This is a genomic window from Streptomyces sp. NBC_01431 (assembly GCF_036231355.1).
In the GTDB taxonomy this organism is placed as follows: domain Bacteria; phylum Actinomycetota; class Actinomycetes; order Streptomycetales; family Streptomycetaceae; genus Streptomyces.
In genome coordinates, this window is sequence record NZ_CP109496.1 from 3,128,576 (window position 1) to 3,148,138 (window position 19,563).

General features: G+C 71.7%; 19 protein-coding genes. 11 read left to right on the top strand and 8 right to left on the bottom strand.

Going from position 1 to position 19,563, the window contains the following annotated elements:
- Positions 1–124: 124 nt before the first annotated feature.
- On the top strand, positions 125–778 hold the full coding sequence (locus OG522_RS14215) for a TetR/AcrR family transcriptional regulator (protein ID WP_443074832.1): 654 nt from the start codon (positions 125–127) through the stop codon (positions 776–778).
- 47 nt (positions 779–825) lie between these two features.
- On the opposite strand, the gene OG522_RS14220 is transcribed toward OG522_RS14215, so the two are convergent.
- Positions 826–2,838, bottom strand: a complete 2,013-nt coding sequence (locus OG522_RS14220) for a thioredoxin domain-containing protein (RefSeq protein WP_329463352.1) — start codon at positions 2,836–2,838, stop codon at positions 826–828.
- Positions 2,839–3,048: 210 nt separating this feature from the next.
- Between OG522_RS14220 and OG522_RS14225 the strand changes: the two genes are divergently transcribed.
- A complete protein-coding gene (locus tag OG522_RS14225) occupies positions 3,049–6,273 on the top strand; it encodes a tetratricopeptide repeat protein (RefSeq protein WP_329463353.1) in 3,225 nt (1,074 codons plus the stop codon).
- Positions 6,274–6,321: 48 nt separating this feature from the next.
- On the opposite strand, the gene OG522_RS14230 is transcribed toward OG522_RS14225, so the two are convergent.
- On the bottom strand, positions 6,322–6,564 hold the full coding sequence (locus OG522_RS14230) for a hypothetical protein (protein WP_382807502.1): 243 nt from the start codon (positions 6,562–6,564) through the stop codon (positions 6,322–6,324).
- Complete coding sequence (gene mca / locus OG522_RS14235; protein ID WP_329463355.1) at positions 6,557–7,438, bottom strand: mycothiol conjugate amidase Mca; 882 nt, start codon at positions 7,436–7,438, stop codon at positions 6,557–6,559. Before mca ends, OG522_RS14230 begins: the two co-directional genes overlap by 8 nt.
- A 125-nt stretch (positions 7,439–7,563) precedes the next feature.
- On the opposite strand from mca, the gene OG522_RS14240 reads away from it, so the two are divergent.
- Both OG522_RS14240 and greA read left to right on the top strand, forming a co-directional pair.
- Positions 7,564–7,965, top strand: coding sequence for a DUF4307 domain-containing protein (locus OG522_RS14240; RefSeq protein WP_329463356.1), 402 nt, complete (start codon positions 7,564–7,566; stop codon positions 7,963–7,965).
- A 204-nt stretch (positions 7,966–8,169) separates the two neighbouring features.
- Positions 8,170–8,667, top strand: a complete 498-nt coding sequence (gene greA / locus OG522_RS14245; protein ID WP_329463357.1) for a transcription elongation factor GreA — start codon at positions 8,170–8,172, stop codon at positions 8,665–8,667.
- 106 nt (positions 8,668–8,773) lie between these two features.
- Here the strand turns inward: greA and OG522_RS14250 are convergent, their stop codons facing one another.
- The 3 genes from OG522_RS14250 to ilvA all read right to left on the bottom strand — a co-directional run bounded on the left by OG522_RS14250 (position 8,774) and on the right by ilvA (position 12,052).
- A complete protein-coding gene (locus tag OG522_RS14250; protein ID WP_329463358.1) occupies positions 8,774–9,622 on the bottom strand; it encodes an ABC transporter permease in 849 nt (282 codons plus the stop codon).
- Positions 9,619–10,632 (bottom strand): ATP-binding cassette domain-containing protein, encoded by a 1,014-nt coding sequence (locus OG522_RS14255; protein WP_329463359.1) that lies wholly within the window; start codon positions 10,630–10,632, stop codon positions 9,619–9,621. Before OG522_RS14255 ends, OG522_RS14250 begins: the two co-directional genes overlap by 4 nt.
- A 190-nt stretch (positions 10,633–10,822) precedes the next feature.
- Positions 10,823–12,052 carry a threonine ammonia-lyase gene (gene ilvA / locus OG522_RS14260; RefSeq protein WP_329463360.1) on the bottom strand — a complete coding sequence of 410 codons (1,230 nt, stop codon included), beginning with the start codon at positions 12,050–12,052 and terminating at the stop codon, positions 10,823–10,825.
- A gap of 155 nt (positions 12,053–12,207) precedes the next feature.
- On the opposite strand from ilvA, the gene OG522_RS14265 reads away from it, so the two are divergent.
- Genes OG522_RS14265 through OG522_RS14275 form a run of 3 tightly spaced genes read left to right on the top strand, consistent with a single transcriptional unit; the run spans position 12,208 to position 13,511 of the window.
- The gene (locus tag OG522_RS14265) at positions 12,208–12,711 is read left to right on the top strand and encodes a MarR family winged helix-turn-helix transcriptional regulator (protein ID WP_329463361.1); all 504 of its coding nucleotides are present in this window, start codon (positions 12,208–12,210) and stop codon (positions 12,709–12,711) included.
- 33 nt (positions 12,712–12,744) lie between these two features.
- Positions 12,745–13,254: a sigma factor-like helix-turn-helix DNA-binding protein gene (locus tag OG522_RS14270; RefSeq protein ID WP_329463362.1), complete on the top strand. Its 510-nt coding sequence runs from the start codon at positions 12,745–12,747 to the stop codon at positions 13,252–13,254.
- Positions 13,251–13,511, top strand: coding sequence for a hypothetical protein (locus OG522_RS14275; protein WP_329463363.1), 261 nt, complete (start codon positions 13,251–13,253; stop codon positions 13,509–13,511). Before OG522_RS14270 ends, OG522_RS14275 begins: the two co-directional genes overlap by 4 nt.
- Positions 13,512–13,532: 21 nt before the next feature.
- Here the strand turns inward: OG522_RS14275 and OG522_RS14280 are convergent, their stop codons facing one another.
- Complete coding sequence (locus OG522_RS14280) at positions 13,533–14,696, bottom strand: cystathionine gamma-synthase (RefSeq protein ID WP_329463364.1); 1,164 nt, start codon at positions 14,694–14,696, stop codon at positions 13,533–13,535.
- Between the two features lie 70 nt (positions 14,697–14,766).
- Between OG522_RS14280 and OG522_RS14285 the strand changes: the two genes are divergently transcribed.
- From OG522_RS14285 to OG522_RS14300, 4 genes are all read left to right on the top strand, one after another.
- Positions 14,767–15,873, top strand: coding sequence for a hypothetical protein (locus OG522_RS14285; protein WP_329463365.1), 1,107 nt, complete (start codon positions 14,767–14,769; stop codon positions 15,871–15,873).
- Positions 15,874–16,064: 191 nt separating this feature from the next.
- Positions 16,065–16,766, top strand: a complete 702-nt coding sequence (gene msrA / locus OG522_RS14290) for a peptide-methionine (S)-S-oxide reductase MsrA (RefSeq protein WP_329463366.1) — start codon at positions 16,065–16,067, stop codon at positions 16,764–16,766.
- Positions 16,767–17,860: 1,094 nt separating this feature from the next.
- The gene (locus tag OG522_RS14295; RefSeq protein WP_329463367.1) at positions 17,861–18,067 is read left to right on the top strand and encodes a hypothetical protein; all 207 of its coding nucleotides are present in this window, start codon (positions 17,861–17,863) and stop codon (positions 18,065–18,067) included.
- Positions 18,068–18,224: 157 nt separating this feature from the next.
- A complete protein-coding gene (locus OG522_RS14300) occupies positions 18,225–18,824 on the top strand; it encodes a DUF4291 domain-containing protein (RefSeq protein ID WP_329463368.1) in 600 nt (199 codons plus the stop codon).
- Between the two features lie 92 nt (positions 18,825–18,916).
- Here OG522_RS14300 and OG522_RS14305 read toward each other — a convergent pair whose 3' ends face one another.
- A complete protein-coding gene (locus OG522_RS14305) occupies positions 18,917–19,552 on the bottom strand; it encodes a GntR family transcriptional regulator (protein ID WP_329463369.1) in 636 nt (211 codons plus the stop codon).
- Between the last annotated feature and the right edge of the window lie 11 nt (positions 19,553–19,563).

Below are 19,563 nucleotides of genomic sequence, written 5' to 3' on the forward strand. Positions count from 1 at the left end.
GGGCCCGCGCGAAAGGGCGCGTTGCGGGGGCCCTTCGCGCACCCGGCGCTTGCGGCCCCGACCGGCCGGGCGCCGGCGTCCGGCGGCGTGCCCCACGCCCCGTGCGATGCCCGACAATGACGACATGGCCGCCACCTCCCGCCCCAGCGCCACCCCCCTCGGCACCCTCGCGCAGAGCCTCCAGCCCCAACTGAGCCTGCGGGAACGCAAGAAGATCAAGACCCGCACCGCGATCCGCCGGGCCACCTACGCGCTGATCACGGAGCAGGGATACGAGGCCACGACGGTCGAGCAGATCGCGGAGGCGGCGGAGGTCTCGCAGTCCACGGTCTTCCGGTACTTCCCCACCAAGGAAGACATCGTCCTGACCGACGAGTTCGACCCGGTCATGGTGGAGCTGATGCGCGCCCGGCCCGCCGCCGAACCTCCGCTGGAATCGCTGCGGCACGTCATCACCGAGGGGGTCCGGCTCTCGCTGCTGCACGACCGCGACGAAACGCTCCAGCGCACCCGGCTGATCGCCGAGGTCCCGGCGCTGCGGGCCCGCATGATGGAGTCGGTGGCCGACACCAGCCGTCTTCTGTGCGAGGTCCTCGCGCAACGCACCGGCCGCCCGGAGGTGGACCTGGAGGTCCGCGTCTTCGCGATGGCGGTTCTGGGCGCGCTCCACGAGACGACGGTGTACTGGGCGGAACGGGGCCACCGGGACGACCTCCTGGAGCTGATCGCCCGAACCATGACGACCCTCGACACAGGCCTGTCCCTGGGCGGGAGTTAGGGGGCCGGGCCCCCAACCCCCTGTCGACCGCGGGCTGTACGTGGGGGCTAACCCAGCGCCTGGGCCAGCTCCTCCGGCGTGGTGACGGGCGCGTCACAGGTGAACCGTCGGCACACGTACGCGGCGGGCCCCCCGTCCACGAGCGGCCGCCCCGCCAGCAGCGGGAACTCCTCACTGTCCGGCGCCCCCACCGCGACCACCGCCCCCGGAGCGGACGAGAGCAGCGCCGTCCGGTGCAACGCCGAGGTCCGCGGATCGGTGGACGCCCCCACCACCGCCACCTCACGCGGCCCGTCGAGCAGCGCCTCGGCGGCGGCGAGCCCCCACCCGATGAACCGCGGCGCCCGCGGCCCGAGCGCGTTGACGACCCCCAACGCCCCCTCCCCCGCACTGCGGTGCGCCTCGGAGCCGGTGTGCGCCGCGTACGAGAGCAGGGCCTGGGCCGCGGCCGTCCACCCCGAGGGGGTCGCGTTGTCCGTCGGGTCCTGCGGCCGCCGGATGAGCTTCTCCGCGTCGTGCGCGGTGTCGTACAGCGCCCCCCGCTCGCCGACGAACTGGTCGAGGACGATGTCGAGCAGGAACCCGGCGAACTCCAGCCAGACCCCCTCCCCCGTCACCCCGGCGAGCGCGAGGAAGCCCTCGGCGACGTCGCCGTAGTCCTCCAGCACCCCCGCGTTCAGGCCGGCCCGGCCGTCCTTGGAGGTGCGGGTGAGCCGGGCGTGGGCGTCCATGTGGACCCGTACGAGCAGATCCGCGGCCTCCGTCGCGCGCTCGACCAGGTCCGGCCGGTCGAAGAGCGCGCCGGTCTCGGCGAGCGCCGCGATCGCCAGGCCGTTCCAGGCCGCGACCACCTTGTCGTCGCGCCCCGGCCGCTCGCGCAACTCGCGCGCCGCGAGGAGCCGCTCCCGTACGGAAGTGTCCAACGGCCCTCCATCCGGCGGGAGTTGAAGGACCGAGGCGCCCTCCTCGAAGGTCCCCTCCTCGGTCACCCCGAAGTGCCGGGCGGCGGCCTGCCCGTCCCGCTCACCCAGCACCTCGGCGAGCTGGGCGGGCGTCCACACGTAGAACGCCCCCTCCACGTGCCGCCCGGTCCCGTCATCGCTGTCGGCGTCCAGCGCGGAGGCGTACCCGCCCTCGTTGGTCCGCAGCTCGCGCACCATGAAGTCGGCGGTCTCCAACGCGACCCGCCGCGCGAGCTCGGACCCGGTGGCCCGCCACAGGTGCGCGTACACGCGGCACAGCAGGGCGTTGTCGTAGAGCATCTTCTCGAAGTGCGGCACCACCCAGGCACGGTCGACCGAGTAGCGGGCGAAGCCGCCGCCGAGCTGGTCGTAGATGCCGCCGCGAGCCATCGCCTCGCAGCTGTCGGCGGCCATCTGGAGGGCGCCTTCCGCGCCGGTGCGCGTGAAGTGGCGCAGCAGGAATTCGAGGGACATCGACGGCGGGAACTTGGGCGCGCCGCCGAACCCGCCGTGCTGTTCGTCGTAGTCGCGGGTGAGACCGAGCAGGGCCTGGGAGAGTTCGGCCTCGCCGGGCAGCCCGGTGCCGGAGTGGGCGAGTTCGCGGGACGACAGGTCTCGTACGATCTTGCCCGCGACCTCGCCCACCTCGTCCCGGCGACCGGTCCAGGCCGCCTTCACGCCTTCCAGGATCTGCCGGAAGGACGGCATGCCGTGGCGCGGCGCGGGCGGGAAGTAGGTTCCGAAGTAGAAGGGTTCGCCGTCGGCCGTCAGGAACACCGTCATGGGCCAGCCGCCCTGGCCGGTGGCGGCCTGCACGGCCTCCATGTAGACGGCGTCGATGTCGGGGCGCTCCTCGCGGTCCACCTTGACGCTCACGAAGTGCTCGTTGAGGTAGGCGGCCGTGGTCTCGTCCTCGAAGGACTCGTGCGCCATGACGTGGCACCAGTGACAGCTGCTGTATCCGACGCTGAGCAGCACCGGGACCCCGCGCTCCCGGGCCTCCTCGAAGGCCTCGGGCGACCAGGGCCACCAGTCGACGGGGTTGTCGGCGTGCTGGAGGAGATAGGGGGACGTCTCGTGGGCCAGGCGATTCGGCATGGGGCCCATCCTCGCCTACGAGGGCGACGGGACCCGCCTGCGGCACAGCTGTGTCCGACACCGAGCGGCACCGGGGCGCCGCCCGGGAGGTTCGGCACGGGTCGGCCCTCCCCCACACGGGAGATGATCCGCGGACTCCCTCGCGCCGACGGGCGTCACGCAGGACACTTGGAGTCGCAAGGAGTGACCAGCTCTCGGAGGGGGACGCACATGCGGGACAGCCATCGGGCCGAGGCCGAGCGGCTGTTGGTTCGGGCCGTGGAGGAAGAGGTGCGTCGCTCCGGCGGGCGATCCGACGGGAGCGTGCTGCTCTCGCGGGGGCGGGCGGCGCTCGACTCGCTGGCGCAGAGCGCCGGGGAGGAGTACGCGGCCTACACCCACGCGCTGGACGAAGCAGCCACCGGGCAGCTTTCCTTCGGGGAGCGGTTCAAGCGTGAGGGCGGGTCAACGGGCTTACTGGCCAGCGGAGTTGGAGCGGCGGTCGCGGTCGCACTCGATGTCGCGCTCGGCGTCGGGGCGGGTGGCGCGGTCGGCGCGGGGGCGGCCGTCGCGGTGGCCGGGGCCGCGGCGACGGTCGCCAGGGTGACCGCCTCGCACGTGCCGGCCGCGCACCGGCGGGCCGGGGCACTCGGCCAGCCGGGCGGACTTGAGCAGTTGCGGTTGCAGTGGCTGACCGCGCTTGAGGTACGGGGCCTGCGGCCGTTCCTGGACCAGCAGCGGGCGGTGATCGCCAAGCCGGCACAGAAGAAGGTGCCGACACAGTTGCGCGGCACGGACAAGAGCGCGGCGGCCCGCCGCAGGTCGGTGCTTGAGCAGTCGTTCGGCCATCTCCCCGACCCACAGGGCCCGTTCGCGGGCCGCCGCGCGGAACTGGCGCGGATCGGCCAGTGGGTGCAGGCGGCCCGCGCCTCGACGGAGACCCGCCCGACGGTGGTGGTGCTGCACGGCACGCCGGGCTCCGGCCGCAGCACCCTCGCGCTGCGGGCCGCGCACACGCTGCGCGACCAGTTCCGCGGGGCCTGCCTGGTCGACATGCGCGGCGGAAGCCTGTCGGGCGAGGGCCCGCTGTCGACGCGTGAGGCGCTGCTTCACCTGCTGAACCGGCTCGGCGCGCCGCGCGAGCAGCTGCTGTTCCGGGAGAGGTCCTCGCCCGAGCAGCAGGTGCGCCGCCTCGCCGAGCTCTACCACCAGCATCTGACGGGCCTCGCGGTCACCGTCGTCCTGGATGACGCCGAGAATGCCGAGCAGGTGTGCACGTTGGTGCCGGAGCGCTCGGAAGGCCTGGTGCTCGTCACCTCATCCAAGCCCCTCGACCTGCCGGCCGACTTCCCGGCGTGGGTGCACCAGCTGGCCGTCGAGCCGCTGGAGGCGGCGGGCGCGGAGGAGTTGCTGCGGGAGGCCGCCGAGGAGAAGGACGCGGGTCCCTACGACGCCGAATCGACCGAGCTGGTAAGGCAGTTGTGCGGCGGGCTCCCGCTGGCGCTGCGGATCGCGGGCTCTTCGCTCGGGCCGCGTTCGGCGCGGGCGCTGGCCGCGGACCTCGGGGCGTACGGTCCGGTGGCGCCCGCCGAGCGGGCCCTGTGGCTGCGCTACACCGACCAGTCCGAGCCCGCCCGGCGGCTGCTGCGCAGGCTGGCGCTCGCGGGCCGGGCCTCCCTCGGCGCGGCCGCCGCGGCGGCGCTGCTCGCGGCGGACGAGCAGGAGGCCCAGCGCCAGCTCGCCGCGCTGGCCGCGGCCGGGCTGATCGACCATGTGCGCGGCAGCCGCTACCGGCTGCACGACGTCGTACGGTCCTTCGCGCAGGCCCGCCTCGCGGACGAGGAGGAGCCGGCCGAGCGGGTGGCCGCGCAGGAGCGGCTGATCCGCAACTACGCGGAGCTCGCGGACGCGGTGGGGCGGATGGTCGACGGCAAGATGTCGACGCGCGCGGGCCACTTCGGCGGGCACGGTTTCGCCTCGCTGGACGCGGCGCTGCGCTGGCTGGACGACGAGTCGAGCTTCATCACGGCGGCCCTGCGCCAGGCGGAGGGCGTCGACCAGGAGGCCGTGCTCAGCCTGCTGGGCGCGCTGTGCGACTACTGCCTGCTGCGCGGCGACCTCTACCGCCTGGGCGAGATCAGCGAGTTGACGCAGGCCGTCGACCAGGGGCTGCTGGTCCGCTCGGTGCAGTGGCGTACCGGCATCGCGGCCCGCCAGCTCGGCGAGCTGGACACCGCGCGCACCACGCTGTCCTCTGTGGTCAACCTGTACCGCGAGGCCCAGCACGACGCGGGCGCGGCGCTCGCGCTGTGCTCGCTGGGCATCACGCTGCACCACCAGGGCAACCTCGCGGAGGCGGCGGTCAAGCTGCGCGAGGCGATCGGCCTCCAGGCGGACGAGGAGCTGTCCGGCGACCGTGCCTGGTCGCTGCACGCGCTGGCGGCGGTGGAGCGCGACCGGGCCAACCTGTCGGAGGCGCTGAGCCTGCTGGCCGGCGCGCTCGAACTGCACCGCGAGAACGAGTCCCTGCACGGCGAGGCGTGGACGCACTTCCAGCTCGGCCAGCTGTGTCTGCGGATGGGCGATGTGCCGCGCGCGGAGGAGGAGCTGCGTACCGCGCTCGACATGTACGGGCGCACCCGCGACGGCCGGGGCGAGGCGTGGGCGCTGACGCAGCTGGCCCGCGCCCGGCTGGTCGACGGGGATCCCGCCGCCGCGGTCGACCAGCTGCGCCAGGCGCTGTCGCGCCAGCGCGAGCAGGAGGACGCGCGCGGGGAGGCGTGGACGTTGTACTACCTGGGCCAGGCCCTTGAGGAGCGCGGCGACCGCGATCAGGCGGTGCGTGAGCTGGAGCGGGCCCGCACGATGTTCTCGCGGATGCGCGACGTGTACGGGCTCGCCTGCGCCCGCCACCACTCGGGCCGGGTCACCCGCGACCAGCGCGCCGCCCAGACCGGCAACCTGCGCAACTCCGGCTTCGCCCGCCAGCTCCTGGTGGACGCCCGAGCCGACTTCCACCGCATCCAGGTGGCACACGGCGAGGCCTGGACGTGTCTGGAGCTGGCGCTGATCGACGCGGGCAACAACCGTCCGGGGCCGGCCCTGGCGCTGTGCGACGAGGCGACAGCGCTGTTCGCCTCGTACGACGACCGGCGGGGCGGCGACTGGTCGCGCTTCCTGCGCTGCACGCTGCTGCCGTACGCGGGCGCGGGCGGGGTCGACGTCGGCACGGCGGTCGCGCAGGAGGAGCTGGCGCAGCTGCTGCGGGCCCGCCACGAATTCCGCGACAGCAAGCTGGAGGACTGCGCCGAGGCCTTCGCCCTGATGCTGGAGCGCGGCATCTCCCTGGAGGCGGGCTGGCAGGCCTGGCACCTCGGCATGGTCCCGGACCGGAACGCGCGGGAGGTCATGGGGGTGCCGGTGGGTACGCCGAAGAACAGCCCCTCGGGCATGTGAAGCGGTGCCCGGGGGGGGCGCGGGCGCCCCCCCGGGCACCCCGCTCGGCTAGACGCTCTTGGGTGCGCCCTTGGCCGGTCCGGAGGCGGCGGCCGCGTCGGGCTCCGGGGTCTCCTCGAAGTCGACCTTGCCCATGTGGCGGTTCATCGACTTCATCAGCATCCACACGCCCAGGGCCAGGGCCGCGAAGACGATGAAGCCGAGGACGCCGGGCGTCACCTTGTCGTTGTCGAGTTCTTGGGCCAGCGGGACCAAGTGCGTCATTGCCAGGCTTGCGCTCATATCAGGCATTGTCGCGTACGCCCGCGAAGAGGTCGTCCTCGGGGAGGGAAGTGTCCACGAGCGACTTCGCGAGCTCGTACTCCTCGGTCGGCCAGACCTCCTTCTGGAGGTCGAGCGGCACCCGGAACCAGCCGCCGTCGGGGTCGATCTGCGTGGCGTGCGCGATGAGCGCCTTGTCGCGGATCTCGAAGAACTCCGCGCACGGAACGTGCGTGGTCAGCGTGCGTTCGGCGCGCTCGAACTCCTTCCAGCGCTGCAACCACTCGCCGTAGGGGGAATCCATGCCGCGGGCGAGCAGCGCCTCGTGCAGGGCGACGGTGCGCGGCTTGTTGAAGCCCTGGTTGTAGTAGAGCTTCCGCGGCTGGTAGACGGGTCCGAACTCGTCCTCGGGGAACTTTTCCGCGTCGCCAGCGCCGTCGAAGGCGACCATCGAGATCTTGTGGGTCATGATGTGGTCGGGGTGCGGGTAGCCGCCGTTCTCGTCGTAGGTCGTGATGACCTGCGGGCGGAACGTACGGATGGAGCGCACCAGGCGGCCGGCGGCGACGTCCACGTCCTCCAGCGCGAAGCAGCCCTCGGGCAGCGGTGGCAGCGGGTCGCCCTCGGGCAGTCCGGAATCGATGAAGCCGAGCCACTCCTGGCTGACGCCGAGGATCTCGCGGGCCTCGTCCATCTCCCTCTTGCGGACCTCGTGGATGTGCTCCTCGATGTACTTGTCGCCCTGGAGCTTGGGGTTGAGGATGGAGCCTCGCTCGCCTCCCGTGCAGGTCACGACCAGCACGTCCACCCCCTCGGACACATACTTCGCCATGGTGGCCGCGCCCTTGCTCGACTCGTCGTCGGGGTGCGCGTGGACGGCCATCAGTCGCAGCTGCTCAGTCAAGACTCGATCCTCAGTGACTCAGTAAGTGAATTCGGCGCCCTCTGTGATCGGCGCAAAGTGCGGCTTCTATAGTGACCGAATCGGGGGACGGAAAATTCCGGGGCCCCACCAGCAGGAGGACGATCATGGCCGCTGCCCGCGAGCAGCTCCCCCAGGGGCGCTACGGCCGCTCGGCGGACGAGCGCGCGGACCGCAAGCTGAAGATCGTCGGCGCGGTGCTCGGAGCCGTCCTGCTCGGCGTTGTCGGCTGGATCGGTTACGACTACGTGGGCGGCCGGTCGCTCTCCGCGCAGGTGATCAAGTTCAAGGTGGTCTCGGACACCTCGGTCGAGGTGCACCTGGAAGTCGTGAAGGACAAGGACGCCAAGGGCACCTGCACCCTGCGCGCCCAGCGGACCAGCGGTGACGACGTGGGCCGCGCGGACTTCCGGTTCGACGAGCCGGTCAAGCAGGTCGACAAGGTGGTCACGATCACCACGACCTCGCGCGCGACCGCCGCAGACCTGGTCAGCTGCCAGTCCGATTGAGCCCGCATCGGGCCCCGTACTGCTCAAGTTACTGATCAAGGTTGACGACTCGCCCCTGCTGACCTGCGTTGATGCAGTTCTAGCGGTTTATGTCCTCCCCCTGGGGCACGGGAATTGTTAGGCTCGTGGTTTCGCCCACCCGACAAGGCACATGCTTGTGGGTAGGGCGATGCTTTGTATTCCCAGTACCGACGAGGAGCACCTGTGACCCAGACCAGCGACAACGTCACCTGGCTGACCCAGGAGGCGTACAACCAGCTCAAGGCCGAGCTGGAGTACCTGTCTGGTCCCGCGCGCACGGAGATCGCCGTAAAGATCGCGGCGGCCCGTGAGGAGGGTGACCTCCGGGAGAACGGCGGGTACCACGCGGCCAAGGAGGAGCAGGGCAAGATGGAGCTCCGGGTGCGCCAGCTGACCCAGCTCCTGGAACACGCCAAGGTCGGCGAGGCCCCCGCCGCGGACGGCGTGGTGGCCCCCGGCATGCTCGTCACGATCGCCTTCGACGGCGACGAGGACGACACCCTGGAGTTCCTGATGGCCTCGCGGGAGTACGCCTCGACGGAGATCGAGACCTACTCGCCGCAGTCGCCGCTCGGCTCGGGCGTGAACGGCAAGAAGGTCGGCGAGGACGCCGAGTACGAGCTGCCCAACGGCAAGAAGGCATCGGTGAAGATCCTCGCGGCCGTCCCCTTCACCGGCTGACGCCCGCCCCACCTACGACCAGGCCCCCGGCCGCCTTCGAGCGACCGGGGGCTTCGTCGTGCCCGTACGGGGTCGGGCGGTGGCCCGAGCCCCTGGAGTCAGGGCATCAGCCGCCTGCCCGCCGGTACTTGCGGACCGCGAGGGTGCGGAAGACCAGCAGGATCAGCACCGACCACAGCACGGAAGCGAGGACCGCGTGCTGCATGGGCCAGGCGTCCGGGGTCTTGAAACCGGGCGGCAGGTTGCCGAACAGCTCCCTGGCCGCCTGGACCGTGGTGCTGAACGGGTTCCACTCCGCGATGTGCCGGAAGAAGGTCGGCAGGTTGTTGGAGTCCACGAAGGCGTTGGAGATGAACGTCAGCGGGAACAGCCAGATGAGCCCACCGGAGGTGGCCGCCTCGGGGGTGCGCACGGTGAGACCGATCAGGGCGCCGATCCACGAGAACGCGTACCCGAGCAGGAGCAGCAGCGCGAACGCGCCGAGCGCCTTCGGGATGCCGTTGTGGGTGCGCCAGCCGATCAGCAGGGCGACCCCGGCCAGGACCACCAGGGTCACGGCGGTCTGCGCCAGGTCGGCCAGGGTGCGTCCGGTCAGGACCGCGCCGCGGGCCATGGGCAGCGAGCGGAAGCGGTCGATGAGGCCCTTGTGCATGTCGTCGGCGATGCCGGCGCCGGCTCCGGCGGTCGCGAAGGTGACGGTCTGCGCGAAGATGCCGGCCATCAGGAACTCGCGGTAGCTCTGCTGGGAGAGCGAGCCCCCGACCTGGATGGAACCGCCGAAGACATAGGTGAACAGCACCACGAACATGATCGGCTGGATCAGGCCGAACAGGACGATCTCGGGAATCCGCTTCATGCGGATCAGGTTCCGCTGGGCGACCACGAGCGAGTCCCGGACGGATCCGCCGATGCCGTCGGCGCGCGGCGCGGGCACGGTGTCGGTGATGGCGCTCACTTGACGGCCTCCTTGCGGCCCCGGGACTTCTTGTCGTGGGTGTCGGCGCCCTCGTCCTCTTCCTTGGCATCCTCGGCCGCGTGGCCGGTCAGCGAGATGAAGACGTCGTCCAGCGTCGGGCGGCGCAGGCCGATGTCGTCGATCTCGACGCCCCTGGTGTCGAGTTCGCGGATGACCTCGGCGAGCAGTTTGGCGCCGCCGGTGACCGGCACGGTGAGCCGGCGGGTGTGCTCCTCGACCTTCACCACGCCCTTGCCGAAGCCCGCGAGCACCTCACGTGCCGGGGTGATCTGGTCGCCCTGGTGGACGACGACTTCGACGCGCTCGCCGCCGGTACGGGCCTTGAGCTGGTCGGAGCTGCCGCGGGCGATGACCTTTCCGTGGTCCACGACGCAGATGTCGTGGGCGAGGCGGTCGGCCTCTTCCAGATACTGGGTGGTGAGCAGCAGGGTGGTGCCGCCGGCCACCAACTCCTGTATGACTTCCCACAGTTGCTGCCGGTTGCGCGGGTCGAGGCCGGTGGTCGGCTCGTCCATGAACATGACGGGCGGCGAGACCACGAGGGCGGCCGCGAGGTCGAGACGGCGGCGCATGCCGCCGGAGTAGGTCTTGGCGGGCCGGTCCGCGGCGTCCGCCAGGTTGAAGCGGTCCAGCAGTTCGCCCGCCCGCGCCTTCGCGGCCTTGCCGTTCATCTGGTAGAGCCTGCCGACCATTTGGAGGTTCTCGCGGCCGGTGAGGTATTCGTCGACGGCCGCGAACTGCCCGGACAGCCCGATGGAGCGGCGGACTTCGTTGGGATGCTTGAGGACGTCGATGCCCGCGACGACCGCCTTGCCGCGATCGGGTTGCAGCAGGGTGGTCAGGACGCGCACGGTGGTGGTCTTGCCGGCGCCGTTGGGGCCGAGCAGGCCGAGGACCGTGCCCTCAGGGACATCAAGGTCCACGCCGTCCAGAGCCGTGACATCGCCGAACGTCTTCACCAGGCCTTCGGCGTAGATGGCGCCTGGCATGTTGAGTACCCCCAGTTTTGGGTGTGACTTCCTGGACAAATCCTAGGTTTTCCGGGCACTGGCACCCGGTCAGTCGTTGTACGCAGCCACACCGTAACGCGATACATCGCGTCCTGTCAGCCGTATTTCGCACGGCCTTCCCCCAGATCCCCGGGAGGTCCCCGCCGCCGCCCGACGCGCGGCACACGGCTCAGCCCAGGACGGTGTAGCCCGCCTCCCGCAGCGCCGACGCGACCTCCGCACAGTGCTCCGGGCCCTTCGTCTCCAGGTGCAACTCCACTTCCACCTCGGTGAGTCCGAGCCGCGGATCGGTCCGTACGTGGCTCACATCGAGAACATTGGCATCCAGCACTGACAATTCCCCGAGCAGTGAGGCCAGCACCCCGGGGCGGTCGGTCAGACGAAGCCGCAGCGACAGATAGCGGCCCGCCGCCGACATGCCGTGCCGCAGGATGCGCTGCATCAGGAGCGGGTCCACGTTGCCGCCCGACAGCACCGCGACCACCGGCCCACCGAACGCCTCGGGCTCGGTCAGGATCGCCGCCACCGGGCTCGCCCCGGCCGGCTCCACCACCAGCTTGGCCCGCTCAAGGCAGAGCAGCAGCGCACTGGACAGGGCGTCCTCCGAAACCGTACGCACTTCATCGACCAGCTCGCTGACCAGTGCGAACGTGATGTCACCGGGCCGCCCCACCTTGATGCCGTCGGCCATCGTCGCAGCCGTTTCGATCGCGACCGGATGCCCGGCGGCCAGCGAGGGCGGATACGCGGCGGCGGCCGCCGCCTGCACCCCGACGATCCTGACGTCCGGCCGCAGCGCCTTCACCGCGACCGCGATCCCGGCCGCGAGCCCGCCCCCGCCGAGGCCCACCACGATGGTGCGCACCTCCGGGCACTGCTCCAGGATCTCCAGGCCCACCGTGCCCTGCCCCGCGATGATGTCCGGGTGGTCGAAGGGGTGGATGAACACCGCGCCGGTCTCGCGCGCGTACGCCTCGGCGGCGGCCATCGTCTCGTCGACGACCGTGCCGTGCAGAATCACCTCCGCGCCGTACTGCCGGGTCGCGGCGACCTTCGGCAGCGGAGCTCCGATCGGCATGAACACCGTCGAGTGCACGCCGAGCAGCGAAGAGGCCAGGGCCACGCCCTGCGCGTGGTTGCCCGCGCTCGCGGCGACCACCCCGGCCGCCCGCTCCTCGGGACGCAGCCCGGAGATCCGCACGTAGGCGCCGCGCAATTTGAAGGAACCGGTGCGCTGGAGGTTCTCGCACTTGAGGTGGACCGGGGAGCCCACCAGCGACGACAGGTGGCGGGAGCCTTCCATGGCGGTGGTGCGGGCCACCCCCGACAACATCTTCTGCGCGCCGCGGATGTCATCGAGGATGAGGTGGTGCAAGGGGCCAGACGTACTGAAGCTCATGACCTCCAGTCTCGCAGCTCACGCCCCTTGCGGCCGTTGGGATCCCGAGGCACCGGGTACTCGTTCACAGGTTTGTGCACCGCCGGTACGTATGGCCCCCGAGCCGCGTACTCTTTCCCCCACCACACCGACACCCGCACGAGAGAGCCCCGGCCATGCCCCCAGTTCAGGACATGACTCCCCCGCTTGACCCCGGTCTCCTCGATGCCCTCCAGCACCAGGTGGCCGTGTTCGCGCGCCGTGCCGAACAGACCCGTCTCGGCGGCGTCGGCCAGGTCCGCAACTCGATGGACCGGGCCGCGTACCTGCTCCTCAACCGGCTGGACCTGGAAGGCCCGATGGGCGTCAAGGCGCTCGCCGCGGGCATGGGGATCGACTCCTCGACCGTGACCCGCCAGGTCGCGCCCCTCGTCGACACCGGCCTGGTCCGGCGCACCTCGCATCCCGAGGACGGGCGGGCCGTCGTGCTCCAGCTGACGCCGCGCGGCCAGGCCCGCCTCGAAGAGGTCCGCTCCTCGCGGCGCGAGCTGATGGCGCAGGTCACCGACGGCTGGACGGAGCAGGAGCGCGAGTCGTTCTGCTCCCTGCTGACGCGCTTCAACGGCGCCCTTGCGAGCCGGCAGGCGGCGGCCCAGGAGCCGTCCGCGCCGACCTCTTGACCCGGGGCTCGCGCCTGCCCTCATATGAGGCTCATGCGCGAGCGGCGCTCCACCCAACACCGCCGCCGCACCCGGGAGTTCGAGACATTCGTGGCGGGCGCGGGCGGCCGGCTGCTGCACGCCGCCACCCTGCTGACCGCCGAACACCCCGACGCCAACCCGCGCGCCCAACACCTGCTGACCGCCGCCCTGGCCGAGACGTACGCCCGCTGGCCCCGGCCGCACGGTGAGGACCCCTACGACCGCACCCGCCAGGAACTCGCCGCCCGTTTCGCCCGCGCGGCCTGGCGATACCACCGGCCGGGAGCCCGCCCCCGGGGGCTGTTGGCCCGGCTGACCCCGCAGGAACGGCTCATCCTCGTACTGCGCCTGTACGAGGGGGTCGCCGAGGAGCAGACGGCCGCCCTCGTCGGCCTCCCGGCCGACCGGGTGCGCGCGATCTACACCCGGGCGATCGCCACGATGCGCAGCACCCCTCCCGCGGTCCGGGCCCCGGGGGCGGCCCCCACGGGCGGGCCCGGCGAACGGGAGGGCGCCCCGTGAACACCTACGACCGCAAGGCCGCCGAGGTCCGCCGCCTCCTGGAAGCCGGCGCCCATCCCGTCGTACCCGCCGAACTCGCCGCCAGGGCAGTTGAGTTGGGGCTGCGGATGCTGCACCGCCGCCGCGTCGTGCGGCGCGCGCTGTGGCTGCTGCTCGCGGCGGCGGCGATCGCCTTCCTGGTCTGGGCCTCGATGGCCCGGCCCTGGGTGGTGCCGCCTTCCACGGTGACGCCACCCGTCGAAGGGCTGCGGGGCTGAGGGCTGAGGTCCGGTGTGGGCCTAGCCCAGCGCCTGCTGGAGGTCGGCGAGCAGGTCGTCCGCGTTCTCGATGCCCACCGAGACCCGCACCAGGTCCGCCGGCACCTCAAGGGCGGAGCCCGCGACGCTGGCGTGCGTCATACGGCCCGGGTGCTCGATCAGCGACTCGACACCGCCGAGGGACTCGCCGAGCGTGAACAGCTTCGTACGGTTGCAGACCTCGACCGCCGCCTGCTCGCCGCCCTCGACGCGGAAGGAGACCATGCCGCCGAAGGCGCGCATCTGCTTGGCGGCGACGTCGTGGCCCGGGTGCTCGGGCAGTCCCGGGTACAGGACCTGGGTGACCTTGGCGTGCCGGGTCAGCATCTCGGCGACCTTGCCCGCGTTCTCGCTGTGGCGGTCCATGCGCACCGGCAGCGTCTTGATGCCGCGCAGCACCAGCCACGAGTCGAAGGGCCCGGCGACGGCGCCCATCGCGTTCTGGTGGTACGCCAACTCCTCGCCGATCTCGGCCGAGTTGGTGACGAGCGCGCCGCCCACGACGTCGGAGTGCCCGCCCATGTACTTCGTGAGCGAGTGGACCACGATGTCCGCGCCGAGCGAGAGCGGCTGCTGGAGGTAGGGGCTGGCGAAGGTGTTGTCGACGACGAGCCGGGCACCGGCGTCGGAGGCGACCTGGGCCACCGCCGCGATGTCGGTGATGCCGAGCAGCGGGTTGGAGGGCGTCTCGACCCAGATGACCTTCGTACGGTCGGTGACGGCGGCCCGTACCGATGCCGGGTCGGAGGTGTCGGCGACCGACCACTCGACGCCCCAGCGCGAGACGACCTTCGCGAACAGGCGGAAGGTGCCGCCGTAGGCGTCGTTCGGGATCACCACGTGGTCGCCGGGCGCGAGCAGCGTACGCAGCAGGCAGTCCTCAGCGGCGAGACCGGAGGCGAAGGCGAGGCCGCGCCGGCCGCCTTCCAGCGCCGCCAGGTTCTCTTCGAGGGCGGTCCGGGTCGGGTTGGCGCTGCGGCTGTACTCGTAGCCGCCGCGCAGACCGCCGACGCCGTCCTGCTTGTAGGTGGAGACCTGGTAGATCGGGGGGACGACCGCACCGGTCAGCGGATCCGCGGTGTTCCCGGCATGGATCGCGATGGTCTCGAAGTTCTTGACCGCGTCGTCTGCGTGCTTGTGGCTCATGCCCCCAGAGCCTAGTTCGTCGCAACTCCGGGTTCGTCATATCCGGGCGCGGTCTGGTTCGCTGGTGGTCATGGAGATTCTGTGGACCCTGTTCGCGCTGTGTCTGCTCGTCGCGATCGTGAGCCGGCTCGCGTTCCGCCGCCGCGGCGGCATCCAGCTGGCCCGGCCCGGTGAGCCGGACGCCGCGGACCCGGCGGCCTACGACTTCGTACGCCAGGAGGAGCTGGACGTCCGCCTGCCCGGCCCCGACCAGGATCTCCTCGACGTGCTCGCGGTGGTGCAGACGACGCAGGACTGGAAGCCGGCCGCGCGCCTCCTCGCCGAGACGCCCAAGGAGGGCGAGCGGCGCTGGCAGCGCGTGCAGGCCTTCGCGGGCGCGGCCTCCCTCGAACTCGCCCAGCGTCCCGGCGTCGGCGGGGCGTGGCTGCGTACCTGGCGCTCACAGGCTCCGAAGGACGCGGGGGCCGCGCAGGTCCACGCGGAGTTCCTGGTGCAGCAGGCCTGGCGGTCCTCGTCCGCGCACCGGGAGGACTTCCGCATCATCCTGGAGGAGGCCCGCACGGTCTGTGGCGAGGCCGCGCTGCTCGCCCCGGGCGACCCGGTCCCGTACATCATCGAACTGGCCGTCGCCCGCGGACTCGGCTATCCCCGCCCGGAGTTCGACCAGTTGTGGGCCAAGGTCATGGACCGCGCCCCGCACCACATGGGGGCGCACCTCGCGGCCCTGCACTACCACTGCGAGAAGTGGCACGGCTCGCGGCAGCAGGCCGACGAGTTCGCGACGGCGTCCGCGGCGCGCGCGCCGCACGGCTCGCTGCTCGCCGCGCTCCCCCTGTTCGCGGTGTACGAGCACCTCCCCGAAGTCGTCATCGTGAGCGACTTCTACCGCACGGCGGTGGTCAGCCGCGCCATGGAGGGCGCCCTGCACGCCGCCCACCAGGCCCGCCCCGACGACCCGGTCCTGCCCCACGTCCGCCACCTGCTCGCCCTGTTCCTGGTACGCGCCGAACGCTGGGCGGAATCGATGGACCAGTTCGTGGCCCTGGACGGCTATGTGGGGGCCGTCCCATGGACAGTCTGCGAAGACCCGGCGGAAAGCTACGCACTGTGCCGGGCCCTGGCGGTGGCGGGCTACGAGGCGAACGGCGGAAGCCCGGCGACGCTGCGGCGGCCGTAGGGGCGGGGGCGGGGGGTGATGGCTGGGCGCGCCGGGGGCCGGGGGAGAGATTTCTGCGGCCCCGGGGCCGCGCCGCCGCTTGTGGGTGGCCGTGGCGCAGGAGGCCTGGCCCCCGACGGCGACGGGTGGCCGGAATCTCCGGGGCCGTCCGTACGTTCCCCTAGGCATCCACACTTTCCGAGGAGCCCCCGATGATCTTCGGCCGCCGCACGCCCGAGCTGCCCACCCCCGAGCAGGCCCTCAAAGGCCGCCCGGAGCCCGAGTTCACCGTCCCCTCCCGGCACACCGTGCTGGGCAACCCGCTGGTCGGCCCGTACCCCGAGGGGCTTGAGGTCGCGGACTTCGGGATGGGCTGCTTCTGGGGAGCCGAGCGCAAGTTCTGGCAGACCCCGGGGGTGTGGACGACGCTGGTCGGCTACCAGGGCGGGAGCACGGTGAACCCCGCGTACGAGGAGGTCTGCTCGGGTCTGACCGGGCACACCGAGGCGGTCCGGGTGGTGTACGACCCGGCACTCGTCTCGTACGAGCAGCTCCTGAAGGTGTTCTGGGAGAACCACGACCCGACGCAGGGCTTCCGCCAGGGCAACGACGTGGGCACCCAGTACCGCTCGGCGATCTACACCCACTCCCCGGCCCAGGCCGCCACGGCCCAGTCCTCCCGCGAGGCCTACCAGAAGGTACTGACCGCCTCGGGCCACGGCACGATCACGACCGAGCTGCTGCCTGCACAGGGGCGCCCGTTCTATGCCGCGGAGCCTTATCACCAGCAGTATCTGGACAAGAATCCGGCGGGGTACTGCGGAATCGGGGGGACGGGGGTCAAGCTGGGTGACCCGTTCGAGACGAACTGGGGGGCGTCCTGCCCGACGGGGATCGCTCCCGCCGACGACTGACCTGGCCGAGCAACCGCCAAGCCGTGATCAGCTCGCTCCCCGCAACCAATCCGGAGACAAGCCGTACAGCACGGCCTGGCAAGCCCTGCGGTATGCATATGGCCGAGAACTCACAGTGGCACCTCTTGCCAGGCTGGGACCCACCGCTCCGCCAGCTGGGCGAGAAACCTGCCGACTGGGAGCGCCGAAGCTGGAAGTACACGCGCCCGTCCGGCCACGGCTTCGAGGATGACAAACACGACTATTACCGCGCGTGGAAACGCGGAGAGAAGCCAACCGTCCTGACCAGTAAGGGCAATCCCACTTACACAACCAGCAACGGCGCCCACCACTGGGCGCACGCTTCTCCCGCCCGTGGATGGATGGAACCTCCGCCGGACATGCCGTTCGCTTTATGGTCAGTGATCGCCGCTCGCCTCGTACCCTTCGTGCCCGTGGAGTTCGTCATGGGTCACATTGCTACACCCTCGTAGGGACGGGGGTCTCCTACCCGGTGGGGGTGGCCGGGGCATAGGGCTCCGGTGCGCACAACCTCGTACCGGCTGCGCGGCCCCACCTGGGGCATCGCCATCGACCTCACGGCGGGGCCGACACCAATGACGGCGCCTGTGCCCGGCAGCGTGCGGGTCGGCGAAAGGACGTGGCTCGACACGGCACCCGTCCTCCACCGGCCGCCCGGGGACCGCTCCGGGCTGCGACTGACGCCGGACGAGATCGGCTGGCTCCGCCGGGGGTTTGCCCTGATCGGGGACGAGATCGAAGCGGTCCTGCCCGCCGGGGGCCGCACTGTGGTGACGGTCCACCGCGTGCTGTTCGGAGTGCGACTACCAGCCGGAGGGCCTCGCCGCGGCGGTCGTCCAGTGGGCCCAGGAGGAATTCGGCGTACCCGCACCCGCTCTCGGCGTCTGCTTCGATCGCGACGCGAACCGGTTCGTGTACATGTGGCCCGCGCCGGTCGGCCGTCCGCTTCCTGGAGTACGTGAGGGCGCGTAGAGGGGTGATGTTCCGCGCCGGGCAGTCCCGCGGGGCCCGGTCGCGGGCGGGCGCGGGGGTCAATTGCCTGCGACAGCGATTCGGCCCGAGAGGCGGCAGGCGTGAGCGATCCGAGGACGACGATGGGTGACCCGGTGCAACTGGCGCTGCCGCATGCCTCGCCACAGCCCGCGAAAGGGTGCGCGGTGTGCGCGGAGATGGTCGTGCGGCGCCGGGCCGCGCGGGACCGGGGGGACTTCTCCGCGGTCACGGATGCCGATGTGGAAATCCGGCACCACCCCCACCCCGCCCGGCGGCGACGCCACTGACTCCGGCTCGGGGCGGGCGGCACGTCGGCACGGCCCCGGCCCCGGGTCCGCGCCCGGCAACCGGACAGCACGGTGTCCGAGTACGCCGGGCACCCCCCAACGGCGGTAGCCCGATATTCGCTGGCCACGCCCCGTTCGGCCACGCCACTCTTCCCCCATGGAAGACCGCACAGACCCCACCCCGCCCCGTCAGCAGATCCGTGCCCTGCACAGCGAGACGACGATCACCGTCTACCAGGCGTACGCACCGGAGCTCGGACTGCCCGCCGCCCGGGACGGGCGGTTTCCCGCGGGGTGGAAGCGGGAGCGGATGACCTGGGTAAAGCCGTCCTTCCTGTGGATGATGTACCGCTCGGGGTGGGGCACGAAGGACGGGCAGCAGAGCGTGCTCGCCGTCGAGATCCGGCGCGACGGCTTCGACTGGGCGCTCGGCCACGCCTGCCTCTCGCACCACGTACCCGAGGTACACGGCGAAGTGGCCAACTGGAAGCGGGAGTTGAAGCAAGCACCCGCCCGGGTGCAGTGGGATCCCGAGCGGGATCTGCACCTTCGGGCCCTGCCGTACCGGTCGTTGCAGCTCGGGCTTGCCGGGGAGGCGGTGCGGCGGTACGCGGACGAGTGGATCGTCGGCATCCGCGACGTCACCCCGCTCGCACACCACGTCCACACGCTCGTACGGGAGGGCCAACTCGACGCCGCACGAGCCCTGCTGCCGGACGAGCGGGTCTATGCCCCGACGGGCGTGCCGGGCCGCTGACGTGGACGCGCGCCCGCGACCTCTCGGATCCAGCACCGCCCCCACCCGAAACCAGGCGCGTCAGCGAAGCCCACGTCCCGGCCGCCAGCCCGTCATTCCAGTTCCGCCCAGATCTCGTACGCGATCTTCGCCGCCCGCTCCGCGTCACGCGCCTCGCACGCCGTGATCAGCTCTTCGTGGCGGGCCGCCGAGGCGCGGGCGGCCTCGCTGGAGAAGCGCTGGTGTTCCAGGCGGCGCAGCAGCGGGGTGTAGCGGGCGACCGTGTCGGACAGGGGCCGGTTGCCGCTCGCCGACACCGGTACGGCGTGAAAGGCGTCGTCCGCGCTGATCGCCGAGGCGATGTCGCCCGCCTCCACCGCCCGCACGAATACGGCGTTCGCCGCGCGCATGTCGTGCAGGTGGCTCTCCCTCAGGCGCGGCAGCGCCTCCCGTACCGCCAGGGTGTGCATCGCGCGGACCACCGCCAGCGCACCCCGGATCTCCTCGGCGACCAAGGGGGCCACCCTCGTATAGCTCTGCGGTTTGGACACGACGAGGCGTTCCGCGGTCAGCCGGGCGAGGGCGTCGCGGACCGGTGCGCGCGAGAGGCCGAGGCGGGCGGCGAGTTCGCCGTCGCTCAGTTTCGCGCCCGGGGCGTACTCGCCCGAGACGATCGACGACAGCAGTGCCTCGTACGCGACGTCACGCAGGAGGCGGCGGGGGGCGGGGTCGGGCGGCGGTAGGGTCACAACTAACATTT

What these genes read in the sequence shown, in the direction of transcription:
- OG522_RS14215 (WP_443074832.1), top strand. Translation starts at nt 125, where the DNA reads ATGGCCGCCACCTCCCGCCCCAGCGCCACCCCCCTCGGCACCCTCGCG.
- OG522_RS14220 (WP_329463352.1), bottom strand. Translation starts at nt 2,838, where the DNA reads ATGCCGAATCGCCTGGCCCACGAGACGTCCCCCTATCTCCTCCAGCAC.
- OG522_RS14225 (WP_329463353.1), top strand. Translation starts at nt 3,049, where the DNA reads ATGCGGGACAGCCATCGGGCCGAGGCCGAGCGGCTGTTGGTTCGGGCC.
- OG522_RS14230 (WP_382807502.1), bottom strand. Translation starts at nt 6,564, where the DNA reads ATGCCTGATATGAGCGCAAGCCTGGCAATGACGCACTTGGTCCCGCTG.
- OG522_RS14240 (WP_329463356.1), top strand. Translation starts at nt 7,564, where the DNA reads ATGGCCGCTGCCCGCGAGCAGCTCCCCCAGGGGCGCTACGGCCGCTCG.
- OG522_RS14255 (WP_329463359.1), bottom strand. Translation starts at nt 10,632, where the DNA reads ATGCCAGGCGCCATCTACGCCGAAGGCCTGGTGAAGACGTTCGGCGAT.
- ilvA (WP_329463360.1), bottom strand. Translation starts at nt 12,052, where the DNA reads ATGAGCTTCAGTACGTCTGGCCCCTTGCACCACCTCATCCTCGATGAC.
- OG522_RS14265 (WP_329463361.1), top strand. Translation starts at nt 12,208, where the DNA reads ATGCCCCCAGTTCAGGACATGACTCCCCCGCTTGACCCCGGTCTCCTC.
- OG522_RS14270 (WP_329463362.1), top strand. Translation starts at nt 12,745, where the DNA reads ATGCGCGAGCGGCGCTCCACCCAACACCGCCGCCGCACCCGGGAGTTC.
- OG522_RS14280 (WP_329463364.1), bottom strand. Translation starts at nt 14,696, where the DNA reads ATGAGCCACAAGCACGCAGACGACGCGGTCAAGAACTTCGAGACCATC.
- OG522_RS14285 (WP_329463365.1), top strand. Translation starts at nt 14,767, where the DNA reads ATGGAGATTCTGTGGACCCTGTTCGCGCTGTGTCTGCTCGTCGCGATC.
- msrA (WP_329463366.1), top strand. Translation starts at nt 16,065, where the DNA reads ATGATCTTCGGCCGCCGCACGCCCGAGCTGCCCACCCCCGAGCAGGCC.
- OG522_RS14300 (WP_329463368.1), top strand. Translation starts at nt 18,225, where the DNA reads ATGGAAGACCGCACAGACCCCACCCCGCCCCGTCAGCAGATCCGTGCC.